This window comes from Streptomyces sp. W1SF4 (genome assembly GCF_003950035.1).
Taxonomy (GTDB): domain Bacteria; phylum Actinomycetota; class Actinomycetes; order Streptomycetales; family Streptomycetaceae; genus Streptomyces; species Streptomyces racemochromogenes.
The window spans coordinates 5918495-5943188 of the sequence record NZ_CP034350.1; the positions used below are offsets into that span (position 1 = coordinate 5918495).

Sequence of the window (24694 nt, forward strand, 5' to 3'; positions counted from 1 at the left end):
GGATGGCGCTGCTGCGCGGGGGCGACCCGGCCGGTATGGCTGAGCGCCCGCTCACCCGGCCCATGCTACTTGCGGGTAACCAATGTGCACACCCCCTCCCCGAGGAGCGGCGAAGGTCACACTCCCGCGGGGCGCGCGGGGACAGCGCGAAAGCCCCCGGCCGGGGGCCGGGGGCTTTCGGGGGTGCCGGGGTTTTCGTGGTGCCGGGGTCAGGCGGTCGCGGCCAGGGCCGTGACCAGCACCGGGGTCACCTGCTCGATCTGCCAGGGGCGGGCGCCGTGGCCGGCCAGGGCCTGCGCCACCGTGTCCGCGTCGAGCCGCTTGGGGGGCTCCCAGCACAGCCGGCGCACGGTGTCCGGAGTGATCAGGTTCTCCTGCGGCAGGTTCAGCCGCTCGGCCAGCGTCGAGACGGCGGTGCGGGCCGCCGCGAGCCGGGCCGCGGCGGCCGGGTCCTTGTCCGCCCAGGAACGCGGCGGGGGCGGGCCGGAGGGGGAGGCCCCGGGCTGCGGCAGCTCGCTCTCGGGCAGGGCCTTCGCCCGGTCCACGGCCGCCATCCACTGGTCCAGCTGGCGCCGGCCCATCCGCTGCCCGTACCCGGGCAGGGAGGACAGGGCGTGCACGTTCGCGGGGAGGGCCAGGGCCGCCTCCACGATCGCGGCGTCGCCCAGCACCTTGCCGGGGGAGACGTCCCGGCGCTGCGCGATGCGGTCGCGGGACTCCCACAGCTCCCGGACGACCGCCATCTGCCGGCGGCGGCGCACCTTGTGCATGCCGGACGTGCGGCGCCAGGGGTCCTTGCGGGGAGGGGCGGGCGGGGCCGAGGCGATGGCGTCGAACTCCTGGCGGGCCCACTCCAGCTTGCCCTGCCGCTCCAGTTCCTTCTCCAGCGCGTCCCGCAGGTCCACCAGCAGCTCCACGTCGAGCGCCGCGTAGCGCAGCCAGGGCTCGGGGAGCGGCCGGGTGGACCAGTCGACGGCGGAGTGCCCCTTCTCCAGGGCGTAGCCGAGCACGCTCTCCACCATCGCGCCGAGTCCGACCCGGGGGAAGCCCGCCAGGCGGCCGGCCAGCTCGGTGTCGAAGAGCGAGGTGGGCACCATGCCTATTTCCCGCAGGCACGGCAGGTCCTGGGTGGCGGCGTGCAGGATCCATTCGGTACCGGACAGCGCCTCGCCCAGCGCGGACAGGTCCGGACAGCCCACCGGGTCCACGAGCGCGGAGCCCGCGCCCTCGCGGCGCAGCTGTACGAGGTAGGCGCGCTGGCCGTACCGGTAGCCGGAGGCGCGCTCGGCGTCGACGGCCACGGGCCCGGTGCCGGCGGCGAAGGCCGCGACGACCCGGGCGAGGGCGTCGGCGTCGGCGACGACCGGCGGAATGCCCTCACGGGGCTCCAGCAAGGGGATCGGCGTCGGCTGCCCATCGGACGGAACCTCGGCGTCCGGGGGGCCGCCCCCGGTGGTGGTGCGCAGGTGTGCTGCGGTCTCTTGGGCGTCGGTCACCGGTCAAGGGTATCCGTGTATGTGACGCGCCCGTCGCCGGAACGTTCCGTCGACGGGCGCGAGGGGGAGAACGGCGGCCGGTTCCCGGGGCCTCCCGGCGGTTCGCCCGGGAGCCTCGGGGCGGATCAGTGGATGATCCCCGTCCGCAGTGCGACGGCGACCATCCCGGCCCGGTCGCCGGTGCCCAGCTTGCGGGCGATCCGGGCGAGGTGGGACTTGACGGTCAGGGCGGACAGACCCATCGAGACGCCGATGGCCTTGTTGGACTGGCCCTCCGCGACGAGGCGCAGGACCTCGACCTCGCGGCCGGAGAGCTCTCGGTAGCCGCCCGGGTGGCTCGGGGCACCCGGGGGGCGGCGGTGCATGCGTGCGGCGGCGGCACCGATGGGGGCGGCGCCGGGCCGGGTGGGGAGCCCGATGTTGGTCCGCGTACCGGTGACGACGTAGCCCTTCACTCCGCCCGCGAGGGCGTTGCGCACGGCACCGATGTCATCGGCGGCGGACAGGGCCAGGCCGTTCGGCCAGCCCGCGGCGCGGGTCTCGGAGAGCAGGGTGAGACCGGAACCGTCGGGCAGGTGTACGTCGGCCACGCAGATGTCGCGCGGGCTGCCGACGCGGGGGCGGGCCTCCGCGATGGACGACGCCTCGATCACGTCACGGACTCCGAGGGCCCACAGATGGCGGGTCACGGTGGAACGGACGCGCGGGTCGGCCACGACGACCATGGCCGTCGGCTTGTTCGGGCGGTAGGCGACCAGGCTTGCGGGCTGCTCGAGAAGAACGGACACCTAGGCCTCCTGGGGGAGTGGCGGGACGGCCGGCTCGGGGAAGGAAGCCGGTTCGCACCGTGCGGATGGTCACTGACTCCTTCGGCACGTCACCCACCCGGCTTTAGGGAATGATCACGATTTGGTGAGTAACAATTCGGGCAATTCGGACGCACGATCGATCAAGGGATGATCAGAAGGCCGCCCGGCCCGCGTCGTTCTGACGCGCCGTTATGACAACGAGCGGTCGTCACGGGTACGCACGCGGGCAGCGGAACGCGCCCGTACGGCCCCCTCGGAACGCCCGGCTACGGGTGGTGCGGACCGCGCCGCTGTGGCAGGGACACCACGCCCGTGACGTTGTCCGTCGGCCCCACCGGCGGCAGCCCCGCGATCTGGCACAGCAGCTCGCACCAGGCCGCCAGGTGCGCGGTCGTGTCCGGCACCCCGCCCGCCCCCTCGCGCGGCGTCCACGAGGCCCGGATCTCGATCTGCGTCGCCGGACGCCGCTCCGAAAGCCCGCCGAAGTAGTGCGAGGCCGCCATCGTGACGGTGCCGCTCGCCTCCCCGTACCCCAGCCCGCGCGCCTCCAGCGCACCCGTCAGCCAGGACCAGCACACCTCGGCCAGCAGCGGGTCCGCCGCCATCTCCGGCTCCAGCTCCGCCCGCACCAGCGTCACCAGCCGGAACGCTCCCTGCCAGGCGTCGTGCCCGGCCGGATCGTGGAGCAGGATCAGCCGGCCGTCGGCCAGGTCGTCCTCCCCGTCCACGATCGCGGCCTCCAGCGCGTACGCGTACGGCGCCAGCCGCTGGGGCGGCTTCACCGGCTCGATCTCGATCCCGGGCCGCAGCCGCGCCTTGCGCAAGCCGTCGACCGCCCGCCGGAACGGGAGCGGGACCGAACTCTCCTTCGCGCTGTCCGTACCCTCGGCGCCATCTGAAAATCGTCCCTGAGCCGCAGCCATGCCGGGAAGACTAGGCGGAACGAGCGTCCGTACGGCGCAGGGACACCCGCGCCGGGCCGGGCACTTCTTCATACGTGCGAAGATTTGGGTCGTGAGCGCCAACGACCGCCCCCAGGGCCCGCCGAGCCAGACGTACGATTCCGCCTTCCTGAAGGCGTGCCGGCGGGAGCCGGTGCCCCACACGCCGGTGTGGTTCATGAGGCAGGCCGGCCGCTCACTCCCCGAGTACCGCAAGGTGCGCGAGGGCACGGCCATGCTGGAGTCCTGCATGCGCCCCGACCTGGTCACCGAGATCACCATGCAGCCCGTGCGGCGGCACGACGTGGACGCGGCGATCTTCTTCTCCGACATCGTGGTCCCGCTGAAGGCCATCGGCGTCGACCTGGACATCAAGCCGGGCATCGGCCCCGTCGTCGCCCAGCCGATCCGCCGCCGCGAGGACCTCGCACAGCTGCGCGACCTCACCCCGGAGGACGTCGCGTACGTCACCGAGGCCATCGGCATGCTCACGGGTGAACTCGGCGGCACGCCGTTGATCGGCTTCGCCGGCGCGCCCTTCACCCTCGCGAGCTACCTCGTCGAGGGCGGCCCGTCCAAGAACCACGAGCACACCAAGGCCCTGATGTACGGGGACCCCGGGCTGTGGGCGGACCTGCTGGACCGCCTCGCCGAGATCACCTCGTCCTTCCTCAAGGTCCAGATCGAGGCCGGCGCCTCCGCGGTCCAGCTCTTCGACTCCTGGGTCGGCGCCCTGGCCCCGGCGGACTACCGCCGCTCGGTCATGCCGGCCTCCGCGAAGGTCCTGGAGTCCGTCGCCTCGTACGGCGTCCCGCGGATCCACTTCGGCGTGGGCACGGGCGAGCTGCTCGGCCTGATGGGCGAGGCCGGCGCGGACGTCGTGGGCGTCGACTACCGCGTCTCGCTGGACGAGGCCGCGCGCCGCGTCGGCCCCGGCAAGGCGCTCCAGGGCAACCTGGACCCCGCCGTCCTCTTCTCCACCCCGGAGGCCGTCCAGGCCAAGACGGACGAGGTCCTGGCGGCCGCCGCCGGCCTGGAGGGCCACGTCTTCAACCTCGGCCACGGTGTCCTGCCGACGACCGACCCGGACGCGCTGACCCGCCTGGTGGACTACGTCCACACCCGCACGCAGCGCTAGCCGTACGCGGCGGGCCGGGGGCGGTGCCTGCGGCGCCACTCCCCGCCCCGCCCTTCCTCCGTTCCTTGGGGCTCCGCCCCAAACCCCGCGCCTCAAACGCCGGCGGGGCTGGATCCTCCAGCCCCGCCGGCGTTTGAGGCGCGGGCGCGCAGCGCCCGTACGGGGTCCGGGGCAGAGCCCCGGGGAACGGTGGAAGGGCGGGTAGGGGACCGGCCCCGCAGGGCTACACCCCCGCGGAGCGGACGGCGGAGACGGCCTTGCGGGCCGCCACCAGCACCGGGTCCCACACGGGAGAGAACGGCGGGGCGTAGCCCAGGTCCAGCGCGACCACCTGCTCCACCGTCATCCCCGCCGTCAGCGCGACCGCCGCCACGTCCACCCGCTTCGCGGCCCCGGCACCGCCGACGATCTGCACGCCGAGCAGCCGGCCCGTGCGCCGCTCCGCCAGCATCTTGACCGTCATCTCCCGGGCCCCCGGGTAGTAGCCCGCCGTGTTCGTCGAGCGGATGGCGGCCGTCACGTACCGCAGGCCCGCCTCCCGCGCGTCCTTCTCGCGCAGCCCCGTACGGGCGATCTCCAGGTCGCAGACCTTGCTGACCGCCGTCCCGACGACACCCGGGAAGGTGGCGTAGCCGCCGCCCGCGTTCGAACCGATCACCTGGCCGTGCTTGTTGGCGTGCGTGCCCAGCGGGATGTGCCGCGTCCGGCCCGCCACCAGGTCCAGGACCTCCACGCAGTCGCCGCCGGCCCAGATGTCCTCGTGGCCCCGGACCCGCATCGACAGGTCCGTCAGCAGGCCCCCCGACTCGCCGAGCGGCAGCCCGGCGGCCCGGGCCAGCGCCGTGCGCGGCTCCACGCCGATGCCGAGCACGACCACGTCCGCCGGGTACTCGCGCCCGTCCGCGGTGGCCACCGCGCGGGCCCGGCCCTCCTCGTCCGTGAGGATCTTCGCCACGTCCGCGCCGGCGACCGTCACGATGCCCATGGCGTTCATCGCGGAGTGCACCAGACCGCCCATGTCCGGGTCCAGGGTGGACATCGGCTGCGGCCCCCGGTGCAGCACCGTGACCTCGAAGCCCCGGTTCACCAGGGCCTCGGCCATCTCCACGCCGATGTAGCCCGCGCCGGCCACCACCGCCCGGCGGCCCGGCGTCCGCTCCAGGTCGTCCATCAGGCGCTGGCCGTCGTCCAGCGACTGGACCCCGTGCACCCCGTGCGCGCCGATCCCCGGCAGCTTCGGCCGGACCGGGCGGGCACCGGTCGCCAGGACCAGCTTGTCGTAGCCCGTCCAGGACTCGGCGCCGCTCTCCAGGTCCCGGGAACGCACCCGGCGGCCCGCCACGTCGAGCTCCACCACCTCCGTGCGCGTGCGCAGGTCGATGCCCCGGGCGCGGTGCTCCTCGGGGGTGCGGGCGATCAGCTCGTCCCGGCCGCCGACCTGCCCGCCGACCCAGTACGGGATCCCGCACGCGGAGTACGAGGTGAAGTGCCCGCGCTCGAACGCGACGATCTCCAGCTCCGCCGGGCCCTTCAGCCGCCGCGCCTGTGACGCGGCGGACATCCCCGCCGCGTCACCGCCGACCACCACCAGTCGTTCCACCGCCATCGTCCGCCCCGCCTCCTGCCGCATCCTGCGCCTACGGGGACACGCTACGGGCGGACCCGCCGTCAGTCCTGGAGATCCGCTCCAGGGGCGTCGGACCGCCCGGGCGCCGCGGCGGGGGCCGCGGCCTGCGCGGGCGCCTGCCGGGGCACCAGGGTGCGGGCCGGGCCCGTCTTCGGCTTCGCCGGGCGGAGCCTGCGGTACGCCTTGAACCCGAGGACCAGCAGGGCCGCGGCGATCCCGAACGGCAGCACCGCCGCGAGCGCCAGCGCGAGGTAGCGCACCAGCGTCACGAACACGCCCCAGCCGCCGCCCAGCGCGTCACCGAGGCCCGGCTCCTCGTCCTCGCGCTCCACGGCGGCGGGCGCCGGCTCCGAGACGGACACCGTGACCGTGCCCATCGCCGTCTGGTCCTTCAGCGCGTTCTGCTGGGCCAGCAGCGACTCCAGGTCGGACTGACGCCGGCTCAGCTCGCCCTCCAGCATCACCACGTCGCTCAGCGCCGAGGCCTTCTCCATCATCTCCCGCACCCGGGCCACGCTGGCCTGCTGCGACTTCACCCGGCTGTCGACGTCGGCGACCTTCTCGGTCACGTCCTGCGCCTCGACCTTCCGGTGCAGCAGCTTCCCGCTGCCCTCCAGCGAGCCGATCACCGAGTCGAACTTGTCGCCCGGCACCCGCAGCGTCAGCGTCGAGGTCATCCGGCCGTCCCCGCCGCGCTCGGTGGACTCGTTGCCGACGTAGCCGCCCGCGCCCTCCGCCGCCGTACGGGCCGCCGCCAGGGCCTTCTGCGGCTCGGACGTCTCGATGCCCAGCTTCCCCGTACGGATGACGTGCGGCCGCACCGGCGCCTGCGTCCCGGCCTTGGCGTCCTGCGCCGCCGACGGGGGCGCGGCCGCCCCGGCCCCCGGCTTGCCCTGCGCGGCCCCGCCCTCCCGGGGCCCGGCGACCGCCGCCCGGTCCGAGGAGGGCTTCGCGCCGCCGTCGGCCCCGCAGCCCGTGAGCGCGAGGGCCCCCGCGAGCGAGAGGCCGGCCAGCGCCACGGCGCCGCGGTGTCTGTGGAGCGTGTACATCGTCAGTACCCCCGGAGGATCGGCTGATGTCCCCGTTTCGACGCCCGCGGACCCCCCGCGGGTTTCGCCCGCCAGGTCCCGAGCCGGTCCCGATGCGGTCACGTTCAGGCCTCACCACCCGGTCTGAGACGATGTGTTCATGCACGAAGCGGACACACGTACGGACCGGCCGGGCTCCCCGCGGCACGTCGTCGTCATCGGCGGCGGCATCTCCGGCCTCGCGGCCGCCCACCGGCTCCTCGGCGACGGGCTCCGCGTCACCCTCCTGGAGGCCGGCCCGCGCCTCGGCGGCAAGCTGCACGCCGGAGAGCTCGCGGGACTCCCCGTCGACCTCGGCGCCGAATCCGTGCTCGCCCGCCGCCCCGAGGCCCTGGAGCTGGCCCGGGCCGTCGGCCTCGGCGACGCCCTCCAGCCCCCGGCCACCGCCACCGCCCGGCTGTGGACCCGCGGCGCCCTGCGCGACATGCCCAAGGGGCACGTCATGGGCGTCCCCGGCGACACCGCCCCGCTCGCCGCCTCCGGCGTCCTGTCCGCCGAGGGCCTCGCCCGCATCGCCGCCGACACCGCGCTGCCGCCCACCGAGGTCGGCGAGGACGTCGCCGTCGGCGAGTACGTCGCCGCCCGCATGGGGCGCGAGGTCGTCGACCGGCTCGTCGAACCGCTGCTCGGAGGGGTCTACGCGGGCGACGCCTACCGCATCTCGATGCGCGCCGCCGTCCCCGCCCTCTACCAGGCCGTACGCACCCACCCCACGCTCACCGACAGCGTCCGCTCCCTCCAGAGCGGCGCCGCGGCCCGCGCGGCCGCCGAGCGGACCACCGTCACCGGCGCGGCCGCCACCGGCGCCTTCTTCGCCGGGATCGCCGGCGGCATCGGCCGGCTCCCGCTTGCCGTCGCCGACGCCTGCCGGGCGGCCGGGGCGCGGATCCTCACCGGCACCCCCGTGCGCGGGATCGCCCGTACGCCGGGCGGCTGGCGGATCACCGCCGACGGCGAGGTACTCGACGCCGACGCCGTCGTCCTCGCCACCCCCGCCGGACCCGCCGCCCGCCTGCTCGCCGGCCCCGCACCGGCGGCCGCGGCCGCGCTGCGCGAGGCCGAGTACGCCTCCATGGCCCTGGTCACCATGGCCTTCCGGCGCTCCGACCTGCCCGCCGCCGTCGCCGACGGCGGCGCCAGCGGGTTCCTCGTACCGCCCGTCGACGGCCGCACGATCAAGGCGTCCACCTTCTCCAGCAACAAGTGGGCCTGGGCCGGCGCCGACCCGGAACTCTTCCTGCTGCGCACCTCCATCGGCCGGCACGGCGACGAGGGCGACCTGGAACGGGAGGACTCCGAGCTGGTCGACGCCTCCCTCGGGGACCTCGGCGAGGCCGTCGGGCTGGCCGCCCGCCCGGTGGCCGCCACCGTCACCCGCTGGGAGGGCGGACTGCCCCAGTACCCCGTCGGCCACCTCGCCCGCGTCGAGCGGATCCGTACCGCCGTGGCCGCCCTCCCGGGCCTCGCGGTCTGCGGAGCCCTCTACGACGGGGTCGGCATCCCCGCCTGCGTCGCGAGCGCCGGGAAGGCGGCCGACGCGGTGCTCGCCGCTTCGGCCACCCCTGGGACAGACCACTGATCAGCACACGGGACAATGGACACATGACTGCACCAGAGAAGATTCCCAACGCGGGGAAGAAGGCGAAGGACCTCAACGAGGTCATCCGCTACACCCTGTGGTCCGTCTTCAAGCTGAAGGACGTCCTGCCCGAGGACCGCACCGGCTACGCCGACGAGGTCCAGGAGCTGTTCGACCAGCTGGCCGCCAAGGACATCACGGTCCGCGGCACCTACGACGTCTCCGGCCTGCGCGCCGACGCGGACATCATGATCTGGTGGCACGCCGAGACCGCCGACGAGCTGCAGACCGCCTACAACCTGTTCCGCCGCACCAAGCTGGGCCGCGCCCTGGAGCCGGTGTGGTCGAACATGGCCCTGCACCGCCCGGCCGAGTTCAACAAGTCGCACATCCCGGCCTTCCTGGCCGACGAGGTCGCCCGCGACTACGTCAGCGTCTACCCCTTCGTGCGCAGCTACGACTGGTACCTGCTGCCCGACGAGGACCGCCGCCGCATGCTCGCCGACCACGGCAAGATGGCCCGCGGCTACCCCGACGTGCGCGCCAACACCGTCGCCTCCTTCTCGCTGGGCGACTACGAGTGGCTGCTGGCCTTCGAGGCCGACGAGCTCTACCGCATCGTCGACCTCATGCGCCACCTGCGCGCCTCCGAGGCCCGCATGCACGTCCGCGAGGAGGTGCCCTTCTACACCGGGCGCCGCAAGTCCGTCGCCGATCTGGTCGCCGGGCTCGCCTGATACCTCCCCTGGGGGGAAGGACCGGAGGAACACCCGTGACACAAGGGTGGCCTCCGGGGATCGGGAGGCCCTGCCCCCGAAACGACGCAGCCGGAGATCCCGCCCGGAAGTTCAGACGGCCGGAGGCAGCAGCGCCCTGGAGGCGCCGGCTGCCCGGTCGTCCAGCGACACCGGTGCGGGCTCCGGATGCGGCGCACACGTGACGCGCCACCCCGGGGTGGCGCCCGTCAGCAGGTACCGCTCCACATGCCGGTCCACGCACGCGTTGCGTCCGCCGGCCACCCCGTGGGTGCCCGCCCGCCGCTCCGTGACCAGCGCGGCCCGGGCGCCGAGCCGCCCCTGCAGTTCCAGCGCGCCCGCTTGGGGCGTCGCCCCGTCCCGCTCCGCCGCGACGATCAGCGTCCCCGGCAGCCGGCCCGGCGCCGCCCCGACGGCCCCGACGTTGACGGGGTGCTGCCGCTCGGACACCGGCCAGGAGGCGCAGGGCAGGTTCAGGAAGGCGTTGGCCCAGGTCTCGAAGGGGGCCCGGCGGGCCAGCGCGGTGTTGTCGCGGTCCCAGGTCTCCCAGTCGCCGGGCCAGGGGGCGTCGTTGCACAGCACCGCCGTGTAGACGGCGGTCGCGTTGGCCGCCCGCCGCGCCGTGCCCGGGTCGCGGGCCGCCTGCCGGACGAGCGGGGCCTCGTCCCCGCGCAGGTACGCGGCGAGGGCCGCGGCCCGCTCGGGCCAGACGTCGTCGTAGTACGCGGTCTGCAGGTACGCCGCGTGCAGCTCGCCCGTCCCGACGAGCCCGCCCGCCGGGGTACGGGCCACGGCCGCGCGGACCTTCTCGTAGCTCTCCCGCACGGCCCCCGCCGTGGTGCCGAGCCCGTACACGGAGTGGTGGCGGGCCGCCCAGGCGCGGAAGTCGGCCCAGCGGCGCTCGAAGGCCGGGGCCTGGGCGAGGTTGTTCGCGTACCAGACGCGGCGCGGGTCCGGGTCGACCGCCGAGTCGAAGACCATGCGGCGCACCCGCTCGGGGTGGCGGGTGGCGTACACGGCCCCGAGGTAGGTGCCGTACGAGGCCCCCATGAAGGTCAGCCGCGGCTCGCCGAGGGCGGCCCGCAGCACGTCCAGGTCGCGGGCGTTGTTCAGGGTCGTGTAGTACCCGAGCGCGGGGCCGGCGTGCCGTGCGCACCCCCGGGCGTAGGCCCGGGCGGCGTCCAGCCGCTCCCGCTTGTACGCGGCGGAGGGCTCGGCCGGGACCTGCGTCGGCCCCTTCGGCCACTCGGCGGGGTCCTGGCAGGTCAGCGGGGCGGAACGGCCGACCCCGCGCGGGGCGTAGCCGACCAGGTCGTAGGCGGCCGCGACGCGGGCCCAGGCGGGCCGGCCGGCCAGCAGCGGGAAGGTCATCCCGGAGGCGCCCGGCCCGCCGGGGTTGAACACGAGCGCGCCCTGCCGGACGGCGCCGCCGCGGCCGGTGGCGGGGACCCGGCTGACGGTGAGGGAGATCTGCGGGCCGTCGGGGCGGGCGTAGTCGAGCGGGACCCGCAGGGTGGCGCACCGCACGGGGTCGGGCAGTTCCTCGACGGCGGGACACGGCCGGAACTCCAGCCCGGCGGCGGTGGGCCGGACCACGGGCCGGGTCCCCGCCGCCGGAGCCCCGCCCGCCGGCCGCGGCCCGGCGGCGGCAGCGGCGGCCCGTCGCACGACCAGCTCGGCCCCGGCATCCTCGGCGTCGACCCGCCCGCCCCCGCCCCCCGGCCCGGGCCCGCTCGCCCGGGCCGGCGCGGGGGCGCACAGGGCGAGGCAGAGCGCCGCCACGGCGACCCCCTGCCGCGTGAGCGTCGTCGTCCGGCTGGTCCGCATGGCGACCCCTTCATCTCATCGTCCCGTCCGATGAAATGCCAGCTCCGTGTGCGGCCCCGGGCGAACCGCCGGAACACCGGCCCCGGTACGCCCGCTTGACGGAGCGCCGGCCCTCAGGAGCGCCCCAGGGCCGCGCGCAGGTCCGGGTCGGGGAGGGCGCTCAGGCCGCGGACGGCCACGGCCGCCAGGGGGTCGCCGGGGGTGCGGTCGTGGTCCAGGGCGGCCAGGAGGCGTTGGCCCGCCGGGGAGGCCCAGGGGCCGCCCGGGCGGGCGATGGCCAGGCAGCACACCGCGAGCAGCATCGGCAGGGCGAACCAGTACAGCACCTTCGACACGTCCGCCCCGTCCGCCGGTACCGCCAGCGCGGCCCCCGCCATGGCCGCCACCAGCACGGCGGCCCACCGCACCGACCGGACCCCGTCCGCCACCGCGTCCCGCACCCCGCGCGGCACCGCCAGGCCCGCCTCGTCCAGCCGGTCCGCGAGGGCCCGTACGGCCGGGTGCGCGGCGGCGGCCTCCCGCAGGGCCGGCACCGGGCACTGGCCGTCGGGGCCGAACGCGGCCAGCACGGCCCGCTCGTGGGCGTCACGGGCGACCGGGTCGAGCACGGTGGCCCAGCCCGTGCGGGCCAGCAGCAGCCGCTGCCGGCGTTCCATCGACAGCAGGGTCAGCACGGCGACCCGCTCCGGGCCGCCGGCCAGGTACGCGGCCTCGTACAGGTTCAGCGCCCCCGGCCGCCGGGCCGAGGCGGGGCGCGGCGCCGGGTCGGCGGCCTCGGTGGCGGCCCGCAGCAGGCGGGCGGCCGAGGTCAGCACCCCGGCCCAGGCCAGCAGCAGGAACAAGATCCAGAACATGGCCGATTTCTACAGCCGCCGGAGCCCCTTTCAGGCGGCCGGTGCCCAAGCGTGAGCAGCTCGTGATGCGGTGGTGATGGTCGGTCAGGAACTGCTGGAGCAACTGGAACCGGAGGAACTGCTGCAACTCGAACCACTGGAGCAGCTCGAACCGGAGGAACCACCGCAGCTCGAACCGGAACCGCCCGAGCAGCCCGGACCGGAGCCGCCGGAACAGCTGCTTCCAGAGGATCCGCAGCCCCCGGACCCGGACGATCCGCCGCCGTCGCCGCCCGCGCACCACAGCACCGGGAGCAGCTCCTGCGACGCCGCCCCGAACACGTCCGACGACCCGCGCCCGTGCCCCCGCGACTGGGCCGCCGCCAGCCGGGTGCCGCGGGCCGCCGGCACCAGCTGCTCGCGCAGGTACGGGTCCCGCAGGCCCCGCAGCCCGAACAGCGCGGTCTGCACCCGCGGCGCCGGATCGGCCGCGTACCGCTGCCGGAAGCGGGCCAGCGCCCGCCGCCCCGCAGGGGTGATCCGCAGCCTCGCCCGCCGCGCGCACACCACGCCCGCGACCAGGCCGCCCACCAGCGCCGGGAGCACCGCCAGGACGAACGGCACCCCGGGATCCGCGTCCAGCGACCAGAACACGAAGGTGAGCGGCAGCGACACCGGCATCAGCGCCACGCACACCACCGCCTGCACCAGCCCCCAGCGCCGCGCCCCGCGCCCCGCCCCCGGCGCCGCGAGCAGCCCGCGGGCCGCCAGCGCGTCCCCGGTCTCCTGCACGGCCGGCTCGCGCATGGCGGCGTACCGCACCTGGTAGAGCCACCCGGACGGCGCCTGCGCGAGCGCCCGCAGCACGGCCCGCTCGGCGGGGTCCGCGCCCCGCGCCCCGGGCCGGGCCTGCACGATGCCCGGGCCGCCGACGGCCAGCCGGCCGTCCCCGAGCAGCGAGACCAGCGCGCTGTCGACCACGGTGCCGGGGCCGCCCGCGAGGAACGCGGCCTCCGCCAGGTCGTGCAGCTCCGGGGCGGGCCGGGTCACCGGCGGCCGGGCGCGGCGCACGGCCAGCAGCAGCAGGACGGTGGAGAGGGCGACGGCCGCCCAGACGGCGACGGCGAGCCCGTTCACCGCGTCCGCCCGACCAGGGCGCGGGCCCAGCGCGCGACACGGCCCCGCGGCCGCGCCCCGGCCCGCTCCCGCCACCAGGCGGTCAGCCGGCGCCGCGCGGCCGGGTCGGCCGGCAGGTCCCGTACGAGGAGGTGCTCGGCGAAGTCCAGCGCGTCGCGGCGGTACCCGGCCGTCATCGGGCGGCCGCGGGCGTACCCGAGGAACGCGGTGCGGTAGGCGGCCGGACCGCCCAGGATCCCGGGCAGTTCCGGCGCGACCTTCGCGACGACCGAGGCCCGCTTGGCGGCCAGCGCCCGCGCCTGCACCCCGACGCGCCGCCGGTCGAAACCCTCCGGCACGGGCGTACCGGCGACCAGCGCCGACAGCAGGGCCGCCTGCCCCAGCGCCAGCCGGGTCCGCGCGGCCTCACCGGCCGGCGCCAGGGGCTCCTCGCGCAGGACCACCCGCTGCCGCACGGTCCCCGGCGGCCCGCCCGCGTCCACCACCGCCCGGATCCGCGCCACTTCGGCGGCCAGCTCCGCCTCGGGCGGGAAGTCGTCGTCCCGCTCCAGCAGGACCCCGGGCGGGTCCACCCGCTCGCGCAGCCGGGCCAGCACGTCGAGCACCACCGGCGGCACGGGGTGCGCGTGGGTGTCGTGCCAGACGCCGTCGCGCTCCACGCCCCCGGCCACGTGCACGTACGCCAGCGCCTCCAGCGGGACCGCGTCCAGCACGGCGGCCGGGTCCTCGCCGCGGTTGACGCGGTTGGTGTGCAGGTTCGCCACGTCGATGAGCAGCCGCACCCCGGTCCGCTCGACCAGCTCCGTCAGGAACTGCCCCTCCGTCAGCTCCTCCCCGGGCCACGACACCAGGGCGGCGATGTTCTCCAGCGCCAGCGGCACGGGCAGCGCGTCCTGCGCGATCCGCACGTTCTCGCACAGCACGGCGAGCGCGTCCCGGGTCCGGGGCACCGGCAGCAGGTGCCCGGCCTCCAGCAGCGGCGAGGACGTGCGCACGAAGGCGATGTGCTCCGTGACCAGCGGCGCCCCCAGCTCCACCGCCCGCTCCCCGAGCGCCGCCAGCTTCGCCGGGTCGGGGCGGTCGGCCCCGCCCAGGCCCAGCGAGACCCCGTGCGGCACGACGCGGACCCCCCGCTCGCGCAACCGCACCAGGGACTCGGGCAGGTGGCCCGGGCAGACGTTCTCCGCCACCACCTCGACCCAGTCCAGGCCGTCCAGCCGCTCGACCGCGTCCGCGATCTCCGGCCGCCAGCCGATGCCCACCCCCAGGCGTTCCATGGGCTTCATGTCCCCCTCGCCCCCTTTACGCGGACCGTATGCCGAAGTGATGGCCCCGGCGCGGGCCGGCCAACCACCAGGGGGGGACGTTCAGAGCAACATTTGAGGTTCCCCGGCCGGGCACCGGCGTCTCACGCCCCACCAGGGCGGATCCGCCCCGCCGGTTCAGAGCCGCGCGCGCAGGGCAGGGTGGTCCGCGACCACCGTGCAGGAGCCCGGGGCGATCTCCGTGAAGCCGGCGTCGCGGACCACCGGCAGCCCGCCGCCGGCGAGCTCCGCCCACCGCTCGCGCGGGGCGGTGCGCGCCGCCAGCCGGAAGCCGGACGCCCGCCACAGGGCGCGCTCGGCCGCCGTCAGCTCCCACCAGGCCAGCTGCGCCGCGTGCCCCGCCTGGGCCATCGCCTTGCCCGCCGACATGTCGAGTTCCGGGTTGAGCCACAGCACCGGGATCCCCGGCTCAACCGGACCGGCCGGCTCCGGGTCGTCGAGGTCGGTGCCCGACACCTGGAGCTTGGCCAGCTCCTTGGGCCAGCCGTCCAGGGGGACCGGCGGGAAGACCCGGACCTCGCAGGCGCTCCCCTCCACCGTGACGCCGGGCAGGGTCCCGGCCTTGCGCCACTCCGCCCCCCGCGCCCGCCGGACCACCTTGCGGATCCGCGCGTCCTGCCAGTCGCGCACGGCCTCGGCCCACTCGCCCTCGCCGTGGGAACGCTCGTCCGTCAGCAGCACCAGCACCGCGCGGGCCGCCGTCTCCAGCGCGTCGGTCCGCGCCGGCGGCTCGGCCTTCTCGATCCGCACCACCAGCGGCAGGACGAACTGCGGGGCCTCGTCGCGCAGGGCGTGCTCGCGCCGGAAGGCGCTGTCCGCGCCGACCGCGGGTACGTCTGTGGTCTCGTTCACGTGCTGGCTGCTCATCCTCCCAAGGATGCCAGCCTCCGCCTTCAGGATGATGTCCCGGGTGGGCGGCGCGGGTGAGGATCGGCTCCATGAAGAGCGACCTTTTCGCGAGTGAGAACCTCGTCCAGCCCGCCACCGCACCGGGTATGACCCTGCAGAACGCCAAGTCCGTGAAGTACGCCGTGAACGGGGAGATGTTCGCCCGTCAGGGGTCGATGGTCGCCTTCCGCGGGAACCTCCAGTTCGAGCGCAAGGGCCAGGGCATAGGCGGCATGCTCAAGCGGGCCGTCACCGGCGAGGGGCTCGCGCTGATGTCCGTACGGGGCCAGGGCGAGGCCTGGTTCGCGCACCAGGCCGGCAACTGCTTCGTCATCGACTTCGAGCCCGGCGACGCCCTGACGATCAACGGGCGCAACGTGCTCTGCTTCGACCCGACGCTGTCCTACGAGATCAGGATGGTGAAGGGCGCCGGCATGACCGGCGGCGGCCTCTTCAACAGCCTCTTCACCGGCACCGGCAAGCTCGCCGTGGTCTGCGACGGCAACCCGATCATCATCCCCGTCACCGCCCAGGCGCCGGTGTACGTGGACACGGACGCGGTCGTCGGCTGGAGCGCGGCGCTGGAGACCGGGCTGCACCGCTCCCAGTCCGTCGGCTCCATGATCCGCGGCGGCTCAGGCGAGGCCGTCCAGCTGAAGCTGAGCGGCGAGGGCTTCGTCATCGTCCGGCCCAGCGAGCTCACCGAGACGGCGGCCGCGCACTGAACCTCACCGGCGTGGGCCGCCGCTACGGACGGCGCCGGCCCTGGATCCTGCGCGGGGTCACGGCCGAGCTGCCGGCCGGCGCCCTGGTCCGCGTCGAGGGCGGCAACGGCGGCGGCAAGTCCACCCTGCTGCGGATCGTCGCGGGCATCGACACGCCGACCGAGGGCCGGATCGAGGGCCGCCCGCCCCGCACCGCCTACGTCCCCGAACGCTTCCCGGCGGCCCTGCCGCTCACGGCCGGCGCCTACCTGACCCACCTGGGCCGCGTGCACGGCCTGACGGGCGCGCGGGCGGCCCGGCGCGCGGCCGAGGCCCTGGAACGGTTCGGTGCCGCCGCCTACGCCCGCACCCCGATGGCCGAACTGTCCAAGGGCACCAGCCAGAAGGTGGCCGTCGCCCAGGCCCTGCTCGCCGGGCCCGGCCTGCTCGTCCTCGACGAGGCCTGGACCGGGCTGGACGCGCCCGCCCGGGCGGAACTGGACCGGGCCGTCGCCGAACGCACCGCCGCCGGCGGCACCGTCGTCTTCGTCGACCACGATCCCGCCCGGCTGGCCGGCCTGCCCGACGTCCACTACCGGGTCCGCGGCGGCACCCTGGAGACCGCGGCCGCGGCGGCGCGCCCCGGCCCGCGCGCACCCGCCGTACGGATCCACGCGGCCGGCCCGCCCGGCGCCGCACCGCCCCCGGGCCTGGCAGCGGCGGCCGAACCCGCCCCCGACGGCGGGGTGCTGCTGACCGTGGACGCCGCCCGCTCCGACGCCGTGCTGCGCGAGCTGCTCACCGCCGGCCCGCCCTGGCACATCCGCTCCGTGGAGGAACTGCCGTGACCGTCCCCGCCCTGCTGCGCTACCAGGGCGCCCTGCTGCTGCGTTCCCAGCACTGGATCGGCCCGCTCGTCGTGTACGCGGCGTTCGTCGCGGTCGGCGTCCGCTCCGGCGACCCAGCGCTCGACGCCCTCGGCTACACGGCGGCCGGCCTGGTACCGCTGAGCGTCTGGCTGGTCCGGATCTGCGTCACCGCCGAACCCCCGGCGGCCCGTGCCGTCTCCGCCGCCGCGGCCGGTCCGGTACGCGTACACGCCGCGGCCCTGCTGACCGCGCTGGCCGGGACGCTGCTCGCCGGGGCCGCGGGAGCGGCCTACGCCCTGTCGGCCGGCGACCTCACGTACCAGCCCCCGGCCGGTACGGCCCTCGCCGGGGCGGTGGCGTGGGCGGTGTGCGCCCTGACGGGGACGGCCGTGGGCGCGGTGTGCAGCCGGCCGCTGCTCCGCGGCCGCGGCCACGCCGTCCTGGCCGGAGGCGTGGGCTCGCTGCTGGCCTGGGTGCTGCCCTTCTCCCCGGCCCGCAGCGCGGTGTCCGCCCTGGTCGGGGCGGCCCGCGCGGGCACCGCCCCGTTCCCGCTCGGGGCGCTGGCGGGGTCGGCGCTGCTGGCCGGGGCGGCGGGTGCGGTGGCCTGCCTGGTCAGCACGCGGCGCGCCTGACCCCGGGGTCGATGGGGAAGGAACGTTACTTCCCCATCAGCTCCGACACCTTGACGAAGCGGAATCCCCGCTTTCGCAGTTCGGGGACGATCTTCTGGATCGCCTGTTCGGTCACCGGGGCCGCGCTGCGCGTGCAGTGCATGACCACCACCGACCCGGGCTTGACCCCGGCCAGCACCTGCTCCGCCACCGCGTCGGGGTCCTTGGCGAAGGCGTCCCCGCTGACCACGTCCCACTGCACGGCCGTGACCTTCGCCGGGGCCAGGGCCTTCAGCGCCTGGTCGTCGTAGCAGCCGCCGGGGAAGCGGAAGTACGGGACGGTGTTGACCGCGCCCGCCTTCCCGAACGCCGCGAAGGCCCGCTCCACGTCGGCCCGCGCGGCCTCGTAGTCCAGTGCGGGGAGCCCGTAGCAGGGGGACTTGAAGGCGTGGTGGCTGTACGAGTGGTTGGCGATCTCGAAGTTCGGGTCCGTGCCGATGGACTTGGCCTGGTCGGGGTACTCCTCGGCCCAGCGGCCGGTCATGAAGACGGTCGAGGGCACCTTCAGCCGGCGCAGGGTGTCGATCAGGCCGGGGTTGTCGAAGCGCTCGCCCGAGGCGGCGCGCGGTCCCTGATCGGAGGTCATGTCGGCGTCGAAGGTGAGCGCCACCGTCTTCTCGGAGCGCTGCCGGGTCCGCTCGAAGACGGGGGTCAGGCCGTTCGCGCCGGGGGTCAGGACCGGCACCTTGGCGGGCGCGCCGGGCAGCGGGGAGGGGGATGCGGAGGGGGAGGGGGAGGCCTGGGTGGACGCGGTGGCCGGGCCGGAGGCCGCGGGGCCGGCCAGTCGGGCCTGCCCGGCACCCTGCCGGGGGCCCGAGGGGCCACCCCCGCATCCCGTGAGGGCGGCGCCGAGCACGGCCACGGCCGCAACTTTGCGTACAGAAAGGGTCACGTACGCAAAATATATGACTATGTGGCAAGCAGACGTTTACGGCACTCCCGGGCGTCGAAGTCGGCCGGCGGGTCACCGCCAGGGGCCGGTGACCGCGAAGGTGGTGCCCGGCGCGTAGGCGTTGACGTACATCGTCCGCGCGTCGGGGGAGAAGGTCACCCCCGCGAACTCCCCCCACTCGGGCGCCCCGGGCGTGCCGATGCCGTCCGCGTTGCGGGCCACCGGGTAGACCTCCCCGCCCGGGGTGACCCCGAAGACGTACTGCTCGCCGCCGCCGTCCTCGCACACCATCAGCCCCCCGTCGGGCGCCAGGCAGATGTTGTCGGGGGAGTCCCCGGGCAGGGCGGTGTCCGCCGCCGGGCCGAAGAGCACCTCCAGCCGGACCCGGCCGCTCACCGGGTCGTGGAACCACACCTGCCCGTGGTGGTCGGCGGCGGCCCCCTCGCGGCCGCGGGCGTAGCTGGAGACGAAGTACACCCCGGTGCCTCCCCAGTAGCAGCCCTCCAGCTTCTGCGCGTGGGTGATCCCGCGCGGCCCGAAGTCCTGGAAGCGGACCGGCGTCACGGCCGCGGCGGGATCCGGTACGGGGACCCACTCCACCGGGAACTCCGCCCCCGGCTCGTCCACCGCCGACAGGTCCGCCACCCCGGGCACCCGCATCGCCTCCAGCAGGCCGCCCGCCCGCAGGGAGCCGGGCCCGCCGAGCGGCCGCGCGGGCAGGAACCGGCAGAACAGCCCGAAGGGCTTCACGAACGCGTCCTCGGTCTCGTAGACCACCCCCCGGTACGGGTCCACGGCGACGGCCTCGTGCGCGAAGCGGCCCAGCGCGGTCAGCGGGACGGCGCCGAGCCGGTGCGGGTCGGCGGGGTCCACCTCGAAGACGTACCCGTGGTCCCGGGAGTACCCCGAGTCGCCGGCCCGGTCCTCGGTCTCCTCGCAGCTCAGCCAGGTGTTCCAGGGGGTGCGCCCGCCCACGCAGTTGACGGCGGTCCCGGCGAGGCCGACCCGCTCGGAGCGCACCGCGCCGGCCGGGTCCAGCTCCAGCACCGTGCAGCCGCCCAGCGCCCCGGGGTCGTACGTGAGCCCGTCCACGGCGGGGACCCGCAGTGCGGCGGTGGCGCGGTTCTCGTGGTTGCGGACCAGCCGGAGCCGGCCGCCGCCCGCGCCGAAGGCGGCCATGCCGTCGCAGTTGGCCGGCACCGTGCCCTCGCCCGAGCGCAGCGGGTCCCCGGCGCGCGAGAGGACCCGGTACGAGAACCCCGCGGGCAGGTCCAGCAGTCCGGCCGGGTCGGGCAGCAGGGGCCCGTACCCCCGGGCGGAGGCGCGGGCCCGGCCGGGGGCCCAGAGCGCTCCGAGGGCTCCGCTGAAGGCGACCGCGCCGGCCGCGAGCAGGCTGCGTCGGGTGACGGACATCGGCAACTCCCCGCTGGACCACTGGAGATGTGACCGGCCCGTGGTACCACGCCGGGCGGGCGCCCCCCGCGCGACGCGTGCGGGCACCCGCCCCCGTCACCCCACCGGGCCCCGGCGCGGCGTGCGCGCGGGGCCCGGCGGTGACGAGGGGGAGGGGATCAGACGAGCTCGGCGCTCAGGGTGATCGTCGTACCCGTCAGGGCCTGGCTGACCGGGCAGTTCTTCTTCGCGTCCTCGGCGGCGGCGGCGAAGCCCTGCGCGTCGAGGCCCGGGACCTCACCGCGCACCGTCAGGTGGATGCCGGTGATGCCCTCACCCGGCTGGAAGGTGACGTCGGCCTTGGTCTCCAGGCGGGTGGGAGGGTTGCCGGCGCCGGCGAGGCCGTGGGAGAGGGCCATCGAGAAGCAGCTGGAGTGGGCGGCCGCGATCAGCTCCTCGGGGCTGGTCTTGCCGTTGGCGGCCTCGGCGCGGGAGGGCCAGGAGACGTCGTACGAGCCGATGCCCGAGGAGTCGAGGGAGACGACGCCCTTGCCCTCCAGCAGGTTGCCTTCCCAGACGGTGTGCGCGTGACGCGTGGTGGCCATGGTGATCCCTTCGCGGAAGTGGAAACGGCCGGGCCGCGAGGAGCGACCCGGCCGTGCCAAACCTACTGGGAGACCAGGGGTTTCGCGTCGCGGGCGAGCGCGGTGAGCCGCGATATGGCTCGGAAGTACTTCTTCCGGTAACCGCCGTTGAGCATGTCGTCGCTGAACAGCCGGTCGAAGGGCACGCCGGAGGCCAGGACCGGGACCTCGCGGTCGTAGAGCCGGTCGGCCAGCACCACCAGGCGCAGCGCCGTCGACTGGTCCGGCACCGGGACGACGTCGGTCAGGCAGACCGCCGCTATCCCGTCCGTCAGCGCCCCGTAGCGGCTCGGGTGGACCTTCGCCAGGTGGTCCAGCAGGCCCGGGAAGTCGTCGAGGCTCGCGCCCGGGGTGGCGTACGCGGCCTTGGCGACCTGCTCGTCGGAGAAGGGCGCGGGGGCCTCGGGCAGGCCGCGGTGGCGGTAGTCCTGGCCGTCGATGCGCAGCGGCCGGAAGTGGGCGGAGAGGCCCTGGATCTCGCGCAGGAAGTCGGCGGCGGCGAAGCGGCCCTCGCCGAGCTTGCCGGGCAGCGTGTTGGAAGTGGCGGCCAGTGCCACGCCCTGCTCGACGAGGCGGCTGAGCAGGGAGGAGACCAGAACGGTGTCGCCCGGGTCGTCGAGCTCGAACTCGTCGATGCACAGCAGCCGGTGCCCGCCCAGGGTCTGGACGGTCTGCTGGAAGCCGAGCGCGCCCACCAGGTTCGTGAGCTCAACGAAGGTGCCGAAGGCCTTGAGCGCGGGCTCGGCGGGGGTGGCGTGCCAGAGGGAGGCGAGGAGGTGGGTCTTGCCGACGCCGTAGCCGCCGTCGAGGTAGACCCCGCGCGGGCCGGCGGCCGGGGCGGGTGCCTTCTTCTGGAACCACCTGCGCTTGCCGGCGCCGCTGGCGTGGGCGCCGCCCAGCCCGGCGGCGAAGCCGCTCAGCACCGTGACGGCCTCGGCCTGGCTCGGCTGGGCCGGGTCGGGGTTGTAGGTGTCGAAGCGCACCGAGTCGAAGCGGGGCGGCGGGACCATCTCGGCCACCAGCCGTTCGGCCGGCACGCGCGGCTCGCGGGCGCACAGGGCGAGGGGGCCCGCGTCGGCTATGGGGGGCTGCCCGGAGGCAGGGCCGGAGGTGGAGAGAGATGTCGACACAGCTCTCAACTCTACGGGGCGTGTCACACTGCACCGATGCGACGCCTGTTCCCTGTGACCGATCAGACATCCGCCGCTCCCGGGGGCCCTGCCGACGGTGCGTGGCCGTCCGCCGACCGGGAGTGGTCGCTGGACGAGCTCGCCGACGCCTACGCGTACCCGGAGCTGGCCCCCGACGCCCACTGGCTGCGCGCCAACATGGTGTCCACGCTGGACGGCGCGGCCCAGCACGACGGGCGCTCCCAGCCCATCTCGGGCGAGACCGACATGCGGATCTTCGGGACTCTGCGGGCACTGGCCGACGTGGTGGTCGTGGGGGCGGAAACGGTTCGCCAGGAGGGCTACCGCCCGGCGCGGGCCCGGGAGGCCTTCGCGGCCCGGCGTGCGGCCGCGGGGCAGGGTCCCGCCCCCGCCATCGCGGTGGTGACCGCGAGCCTGGACCTGGACTTCACCCTGCCCCTGTTCACCTCGCCGCTGGTCCCCACCCTGGTGGTCACCGGGGCCGGGGCCCCCTCCGACCGGGTGGCCGCGGCCGCCGCGGCCGGGGCCGAGGTCGTGGTGGCGGGCGAGGGGGCCGGGGCGGACCCGGAGCGGGCGGTGCGCGAGCTGGCCGCCCGGGGGCTGCGGCGGCAGCTGACCGAGGGCGGGCCCCGGCTGCTGGGGCAGTTCGTGGCGGCCGACGTCCTGGACGAGCTGTGCCTGACGATCTCGCCGACGCTCACGGCGGGCGGCGCCCAGCGGATCTCCGGCGGGCCCTCCGTGACGGTTCCGCACCGGCTGGCGCCCGCCTGCGTACTGGAGGAGGCCGGGTTCCTGTTCACCAGCTACCGTCGGATCTGACAAGGAGCGGAATTTCTCGTTCCGCTTAGCTTCCGACGGGCACATACCTGGGCACACATACTCGCGAGGCCCCGCGCGCAGGCGGGGCAGGATGGTTTCCGCAGGGGCCGGCCGACGGCCTCGGCCCATGAAGGAGAGGCGTCCGTGTTCACGAGCGTATTGATGATCGAGCAGCCGCTTACCACGGTGGACGTGGACTTCGTCACCACTCTGCACGGAGACGACCCGGTCTCCTTCTTCGTCCTCATGCAACCCAGGGGTGACCAGGACCGGCTGCTGCGCGCCATCGACGACGTGGCGCTCGGCGAACTGCCCGAGGCCCTCCACGAGGCCGACGTGCCCGAGGGCGAGGCCGCCCGGGGGCCCGCAGCACAGGCGCTCGCACACTCGCTCGCCGCCCTGCGCGCCAAGGGCGCAAAGGCCGTCGGCCAGATCGTCGAGGACCACCCGCTCGACAAACTGAAGGCCGTCGTCGACGAGACCGCGGCCGACGAGGTGATCGTCCTGACCGCCCCCCACCTGGTCGAGGAGTTCTTCCACCGGGACTGGGCCTCCCGCGCCCGGCACAAAGTGGAGGTTCCGGTGCTCAAGCTCTTCGCCCACAACGAATAGGCTGGGGCGGACACACCCCCGGGCCCACCCCCGGACACGTCCCCGGCCCCACCCCGGCGGGCCCCCGCACTCGATCCTGGAGCGACCTGAATGAAGCCCGGCCTGCCGACCGCGATGGAACGGCCCCACTTCATCGGCATCGGCGGCGCCGGCATGTCCGGCATCGCGAAGATCCTCGCCCAGCGCGGCGCGCAGGTGGCCGGCAGCGACTCCCGTGACTCCGAGACCGCCCAGGCGCTGCGCGCCCACGGGGCCACGGTCCACATCGGGCACGCCGCCGGCCACCTCGCCACCGACGCCACCTGCGTCGTCGTCTCCAGCGCCATCCGCGCCGACAACCCCGAGCTGGCCCGCGCCGCCGAGCTCGGCATCCCCGTCGTGCACCGCTCGGACGCCCTCGCCTCCGTCATGGACGGCCTGCGCCCGATCGCCGTCGCCGGCACCCACGGCAAGACCACCACCACCTCGATGCTGGCCGTCGCGCTCAGCGCCCTGGGCCTCGACCCCTCGTACGCCATCGGCGGCGACCTGGACGCCCCCGGCTCCAACGCCCACCACGGCGAGGGCGACGTCTTCGTCGCCGAGGCGGACGAGAGCGACCGCAGCTTCCACAAGTACACCCCGCAGGTCGCGATCATCCTCAACGCCGAGCTCGACCACCACGCGAACTACGCGTCGATGGACGAGATCTACGAGTCCTTCGAGACCTTCGTCGGCAAGATCGTCCCCGGTGGCACCCTCGTCGTCGCCCACGGCCAGGAAGGCGCCGCCGAGATCGCCCGCCGCGTCAGCGGCAACCCCGGCCTGACCGTCAAGACCTACGGCGAGGACGAGAACGCCGACGTCCGGATCCGCGAGATCACCCCCCGCGGCCTGACCAGCGAGGTCGCCGTCGTGATGGACGGCCGTGAGATCGTCTTCACCGTCTCCGTCCCCGGCCGCCACTACGCCCACAACGCCGTCGCCGCCCTCACCGCCGGCGTCGCCCTCGGCATCCCGGCCGACGACCTCGCCGCCGCCCTCGGCAAGTACACCGGCGTCAAGCGCCGCCTCCAGCTCAAGGGCGAAGCAGCCGGCGTCCAGGTCATCGACTCCTACGCGCACCACCCCACCGAGATGACCGCCGACCTGGAAGCCATCCGCGGCGCCGCCGGCGACTCCCGCATCCTGGTCGTCTTCCAGCCCCACCTCTTCTCCCGCACCCAGGAACTGGGCAAGGAGATGGGCCAGGCCCTCGCCCTGGCCGACGCCTCCGTGGTCCTCGACATCTACCCGGCCCGCGAGGACCCGATCCCCGGCGTCACCAGCGAGCTGATCATCTCCGCCGCCCGCACCGCCGGCGCCGACGTCGCCGCCGAGCACGACAAGGGCGCCGTCGCCGACGTGATCGCGGGAATGGCCAAGCCCGGCGATCTCGTTCTGACGATGGGCGCCGGCGACGTCACGGATCTGGGACCCCGGATCCTCGCCCGCCTGTCGAACTGAGGGAGCGGGAGC

General features: G+C 75.4%; 23 protein-coding genes. 9 read left to right on the plus strand and 14 right to left on the minus strand.

The window, feature by feature from the left end; translation table 11 throughout:
• Positions 1 to 209: 209 nt before the first annotated feature.
• From D1J60_RS27640 to D1J60_RS27650, 3 genes are all read right to left on the minus strand, one after another.
• Positions 210 to 1496 carry a ribonuclease D gene (locus D1J60_RS27640; RefSeq protein ID WP_125822908.1) on the minus strand — a complete coding sequence of 429 codons (1287 nt, stop codon included), beginning with the start codon at positions 1494 to 1496 and terminating at the stop codon, positions 210 to 212.
• Between the two features lie 125 nt (positions 1497 to 1621).
• Positions 1622 to 2284, minus strand: coding sequence for a response regulator transcription factor (locus D1J60_RS27645; RefSeq protein WP_007267191.1), 663 nt, complete (start codon positions 2282 to 2284; stop codon positions 1622 to 1624).
• A gap of 287 nt (positions 2285 to 2571) precedes the next feature.
• Positions 2572 to 3228 carry a DUF3000 domain-containing protein gene (locus tag D1J60_RS27650; protein ID WP_125822909.1) on the minus strand — a complete coding sequence of 219 codons (657 nt, stop codon included), beginning with the start codon at positions 3226 to 3228 and terminating at the stop codon, positions 2572 to 2574.
• Between the two features lie 91 nt (positions 3229 to 3319).
• Here D1J60_RS27650 and hemE point away from each other — a divergent pair, with 91 nt between their 5' ends.
• Positions 3320 to 4384: a uroporphyrinogen decarboxylase gene (gene hemE / locus D1J60_RS27655; RefSeq protein WP_125604838.1), complete on the plus strand. Its 1065-nt coding sequence runs from the start codon at positions 3320 to 3322 to the stop codon at positions 4382 to 4384.
• Between the two features lie 223 nt (positions 4385 to 4607).
• Here hemE and D1J60_RS27660 read toward each other — a convergent pair whose 3' ends face one another.
• Together D1J60_RS27660 and D1J60_RS27665 are read right to left on the minus strand one after the other, a co-directional pair.
• The gene (locus D1J60_RS27660) at positions 4608 to 5990 is read right to left on the minus strand and encodes an FAD-dependent oxidoreductase (protein ID WP_125822910.1); all 1383 of its coding nucleotides are present in this window, start codon (positions 5988 to 5990) and stop codon (positions 4608 to 4610) included.
• A gap of 62 nt (positions 5991 to 6052) precedes the next feature.
• Positions 6053 to 7060 (minus strand): DUF4349 domain-containing protein, encoded by a 1008-nt coding sequence (locus tag D1J60_RS27665; RefSeq protein ID WP_125822911.1) that lies wholly within the window; start codon positions 7058 to 7060, stop codon positions 6053 to 6055.
• Positions 7061 to 7199: 139 nt separating this feature from the next.
• On the opposite strand from D1J60_RS27665, the gene hemG reads away from it, so the two are divergent.
• Both hemG and hemQ read left to right on the plus strand, forming a co-directional pair.
• A complete protein-coding gene (gene hemG / locus D1J60_RS27670; RefSeq protein ID WP_125822912.1) occupies positions 7200 to 8678 on the plus strand; it encodes a protoporphyrinogen oxidase in 1479 nt (492 codons plus the stop codon).
• 23 nt (positions 8679 to 8701) lie between these two features.
• Complete coding sequence (hemQ, locus tag D1J60_RS27675; protein WP_125822913.1) at positions 8702 to 9415, plus strand: hydrogen peroxide-dependent heme synthase; 714 nt, start codon at positions 8702 to 8704, stop codon at positions 9413 to 9415.
• 111 nt (positions 9416 to 9526) lie between these two features.
• Here the strand turns inward: hemQ and D1J60_RS27680 are convergent, their stop codons facing one another.
• The 5 genes from D1J60_RS27680 to D1J60_RS27700 form a co-directional block, all read right to left on the minus strand.
• Positions 9527 to 11260: an alpha/beta hydrolase gene (locus D1J60_RS27680; RefSeq protein ID WP_241253414.1), complete on the minus strand. Its 1734-nt coding sequence runs from the start codon at positions 11258 to 11260 to the stop codon at positions 9527 to 9529.
• Between the two features lie 113 nt (positions 11261 to 11373).
• Positions 11374 to 12114, minus strand: a complete 741-nt coding sequence (locus D1J60_RS27685) for a TIGR04222 domain-containing membrane protein (protein WP_125822914.1) — start codon at positions 12112 to 12114, stop codon at positions 11374 to 11376.
• Between the two features lie 84 nt (positions 12115 to 12198).
• The gene (locus D1J60_RS27690) at positions 12199 to 13230 is read right to left on the minus strand and encodes a TIGR04222 domain-containing membrane protein (protein ID WP_206436580.1); all 1032 of its coding nucleotides are present in this window, start codon (positions 13228 to 13230) and stop codon (positions 12199 to 12201) included.
• Entirely contained in the window at positions 13227 to 14507 is a 1281-nt protein-coding gene (locus D1J60_RS27695; RefSeq protein ID WP_125824213.1) for a DUF692 domain-containing protein, read from the minus strand. Before D1J60_RS27695 ends, D1J60_RS27690 begins: the two co-directional genes overlap by 4 nt.
• A 165-nt stretch (positions 14508 to 14672) precedes the next feature.
• A complete protein-coding gene (locus D1J60_RS27700; protein ID WP_206436581.1) occupies positions 14673 to 15422 on the minus strand; it encodes a peptidyl-tRNA hydrolase in 750 nt (249 codons plus the stop codon).
• Positions 15423 to 15493: 71 nt separating this feature from the next.
• Between D1J60_RS27700 and D1J60_RS27705 the strand changes: the two genes are divergently transcribed.
• Genes D1J60_RS27705 through D1J60_RS27715 form a run of 3 tightly spaced genes read left to right on the plus strand, consistent with a single transcriptional unit; the run spans position 15494 to position 17648 of the window.
• Entirely contained in the window at positions 15494 to 16168 is a 675-nt protein-coding gene (locus D1J60_RS27705; protein WP_125822916.1) for an AIM24 family protein, read from the plus strand.
• Entirely contained in the window at positions 16165 to 16995 is an 831-nt protein-coding gene (locus D1J60_RS27710; RefSeq protein WP_125822917.1) for an ATP-binding cassette domain-containing protein, read from the plus strand. The genes D1J60_RS27705 and D1J60_RS27710 overlap by 4 nt, the downstream gene beginning before the upstream one ends.
• On the plus strand, positions 16992 to 17648 hold the full coding sequence (locus D1J60_RS27715) for an ABC transporter (protein WP_125822918.1): 657 nt from the start codon (positions 16992 to 16994) through the stop codon (positions 17646 to 17648). The genes D1J60_RS27710 and D1J60_RS27715 overlap by 4 nt, the downstream gene beginning before the upstream one ends.
• Positions 17649 to 17673: 25 nt before the next feature.
• Here the strand turns inward: D1J60_RS27715 and D1J60_RS27720 are convergent, their stop codons facing one another.
• The 4 genes from D1J60_RS27720 to zapE all read right to left on the minus strand — a co-directional run bounded on the left by D1J60_RS27720 (position 17674) and on the right by zapE (position 21745).
• On the minus strand, positions 17674 to 18579 hold the full coding sequence (locus D1J60_RS27720; protein WP_241253415.1) for a polysaccharide deacetylase family protein: 906 nt from the start codon (positions 18577 to 18579) through the stop codon (positions 17674 to 17676).
• Positions 18580 to 18651: 72 nt separating this feature from the next.
• Positions 18652 to 19992 carry an alkaline phosphatase PhoX gene (locus tag D1J60_RS27725; protein ID WP_125822919.1) on the minus strand — a complete coding sequence of 447 codons (1341 nt, stop codon included), beginning with the start codon at positions 19990 to 19992 and terminating at the stop codon, positions 18652 to 18654.
• A 158-nt stretch (positions 19993 to 20150) separates the two neighbouring features.
• Complete coding sequence (locus tag D1J60_RS27730; protein WP_125604412.1) at positions 20151 to 20576, minus strand: OsmC family protein; 426 nt, start codon at positions 20574 to 20576, stop codon at positions 20151 to 20153.
• 62 nt (positions 20577 to 20638) lie between these two features.
• Complete coding sequence (gene zapE / locus D1J60_RS27735; protein WP_125822920.1) at positions 20639 to 21745, minus strand: cell division protein ZapE; 1107 nt, start codon at positions 21743 to 21745, stop codon at positions 20639 to 20641.
• A gap of 36 nt (positions 21746 to 21781) precedes the next feature.
• Between zapE and D1J60_RS27740 the strand changes: the two genes are divergently transcribed.
• From D1J60_RS27740 to murC, 3 genes are all read left to right on the plus strand, one after another.
• Positions 21782 to 22585 carry a pyrimidine reductase family protein gene (locus tag D1J60_RS27740; protein WP_125822921.1) on the plus strand — a complete coding sequence of 268 codons (804 nt, stop codon included), beginning with the start codon at positions 21782 to 21784 and terminating at the stop codon, positions 22583 to 22585.
• A gap of 144 nt (positions 22586 to 22729) precedes the next feature.
• Positions 22730 to 23197: an indole-3-glycerol phosphate synthase gene (locus D1J60_RS27745; protein WP_125604418.1), complete on the plus strand. Its 468-nt coding sequence runs from the start codon at positions 22730 to 22732 to the stop codon at positions 23195 to 23197.
• A gap of 90 nt (positions 23198 to 23287) precedes the next feature.
• Positions 23288 to 24682, plus strand: a complete 1395-nt coding sequence (gene murC / locus D1J60_RS27750) for a UDP-N-acetylmuramate--L-alanine ligase (protein WP_125822922.1) — start codon at positions 23288 to 23290, stop codon at positions 24680 to 24682.
• Positions 24683 to 24694 lie beyond the last annotated feature (12 nt).

Bases quoted from the DNA above. Each gene is read 5' to 3' on its own strand.
- D1J60_RS27650 (WP_125822909.1), bottom strand. From the start codon at position 3,228: ATGGCTGCGGCTCAGGGACGATTTTCAGATGGCGCCGAGGGTACGGAC.
- D1J60_RS27660 (WP_125822910.1), bottom strand. From the start codon at position 5,990: ATGGCGGTGGAACGACTGGTGGTGGTCGGCGGTGACGCGGCGGGGATG.
- D1J60_RS27665 (WP_125822911.1), bottom strand. From the start codon at position 7,060: ATGTACACGCTCCACAGACACCGCGGCGCCGTGGCGCTGGCCGGCCTC.
- hemG (WP_125822912.1), top strand. From the start codon at position 7,200: ATGCACGAAGCGGACACACGTACGGACCGGCCGGGCTCCCCGCGGCAC.
- hemQ (WP_125822913.1), top strand. From the start codon at position 8,702: ATGACTGCACCAGAGAAGATTCCCAACGCGGGGAAGAAGGCGAAGGAC.
- D1J60_RS27680 (WP_241253414.1), bottom strand. From the start codon at position 11,260: ATGCGGACCAGCCGGACGACGACGCTCACGCGGCAGGGGGTCGCCGTG.
- D1J60_RS27685 (WP_125822914.1), bottom strand. From the start codon at position 12,114: ATGTTCTGGATCTTGTTCCTGCTGCTGGCCTGGGCCGGGGTGCTGACC.
- D1J60_RS27695 (WP_125824213.1), bottom strand. From the start codon at position 14,507: ATGGAACGCCTGGGGGTGGGCATCGGCTGGCGGCCGGAGATCGCGGAC.
- D1J60_RS27700 (WP_206436581.1), bottom strand. From the start codon at position 15,422: ATGAGCAGCCAGCACGTGAACGAGACCACAGACGTACCCGCGGTCGGC.
- D1J60_RS27705 (WP_125822916.1), top strand. From the start codon at position 15,494: ATGAAGAGCGACCTTTTCGCGAGTGAGAACCTCGTCCAGCCCGCCACC.
- D1J60_RS27725 (WP_125822919.1), bottom strand. From the start codon at position 19,992: ATGTCCGTCACCCGACGCAGCCTGCTCGCGGCCGGCGCGGTCGCCTTC.
- D1J60_RS27730 (WP_125604412.1), bottom strand. From the start codon at position 20,576: ATGGCCACCACGCGTCACGCGCACACCGTCTGGGAAGGCAACCTGCTG.
- D1J60_RS27740 (WP_125822921.1), top strand. From the start codon at position 21,782: ATGCGACGCCTGTTCCCTGTGACCGATCAGACATCCGCCGCTCCCGGG.
- murC (WP_125822922.1), top strand. From the start codon at position 23,288: ATGAAGCCCGGCCTGCCGACCGCGATGGAACGGCCCCACTTCATCGGC.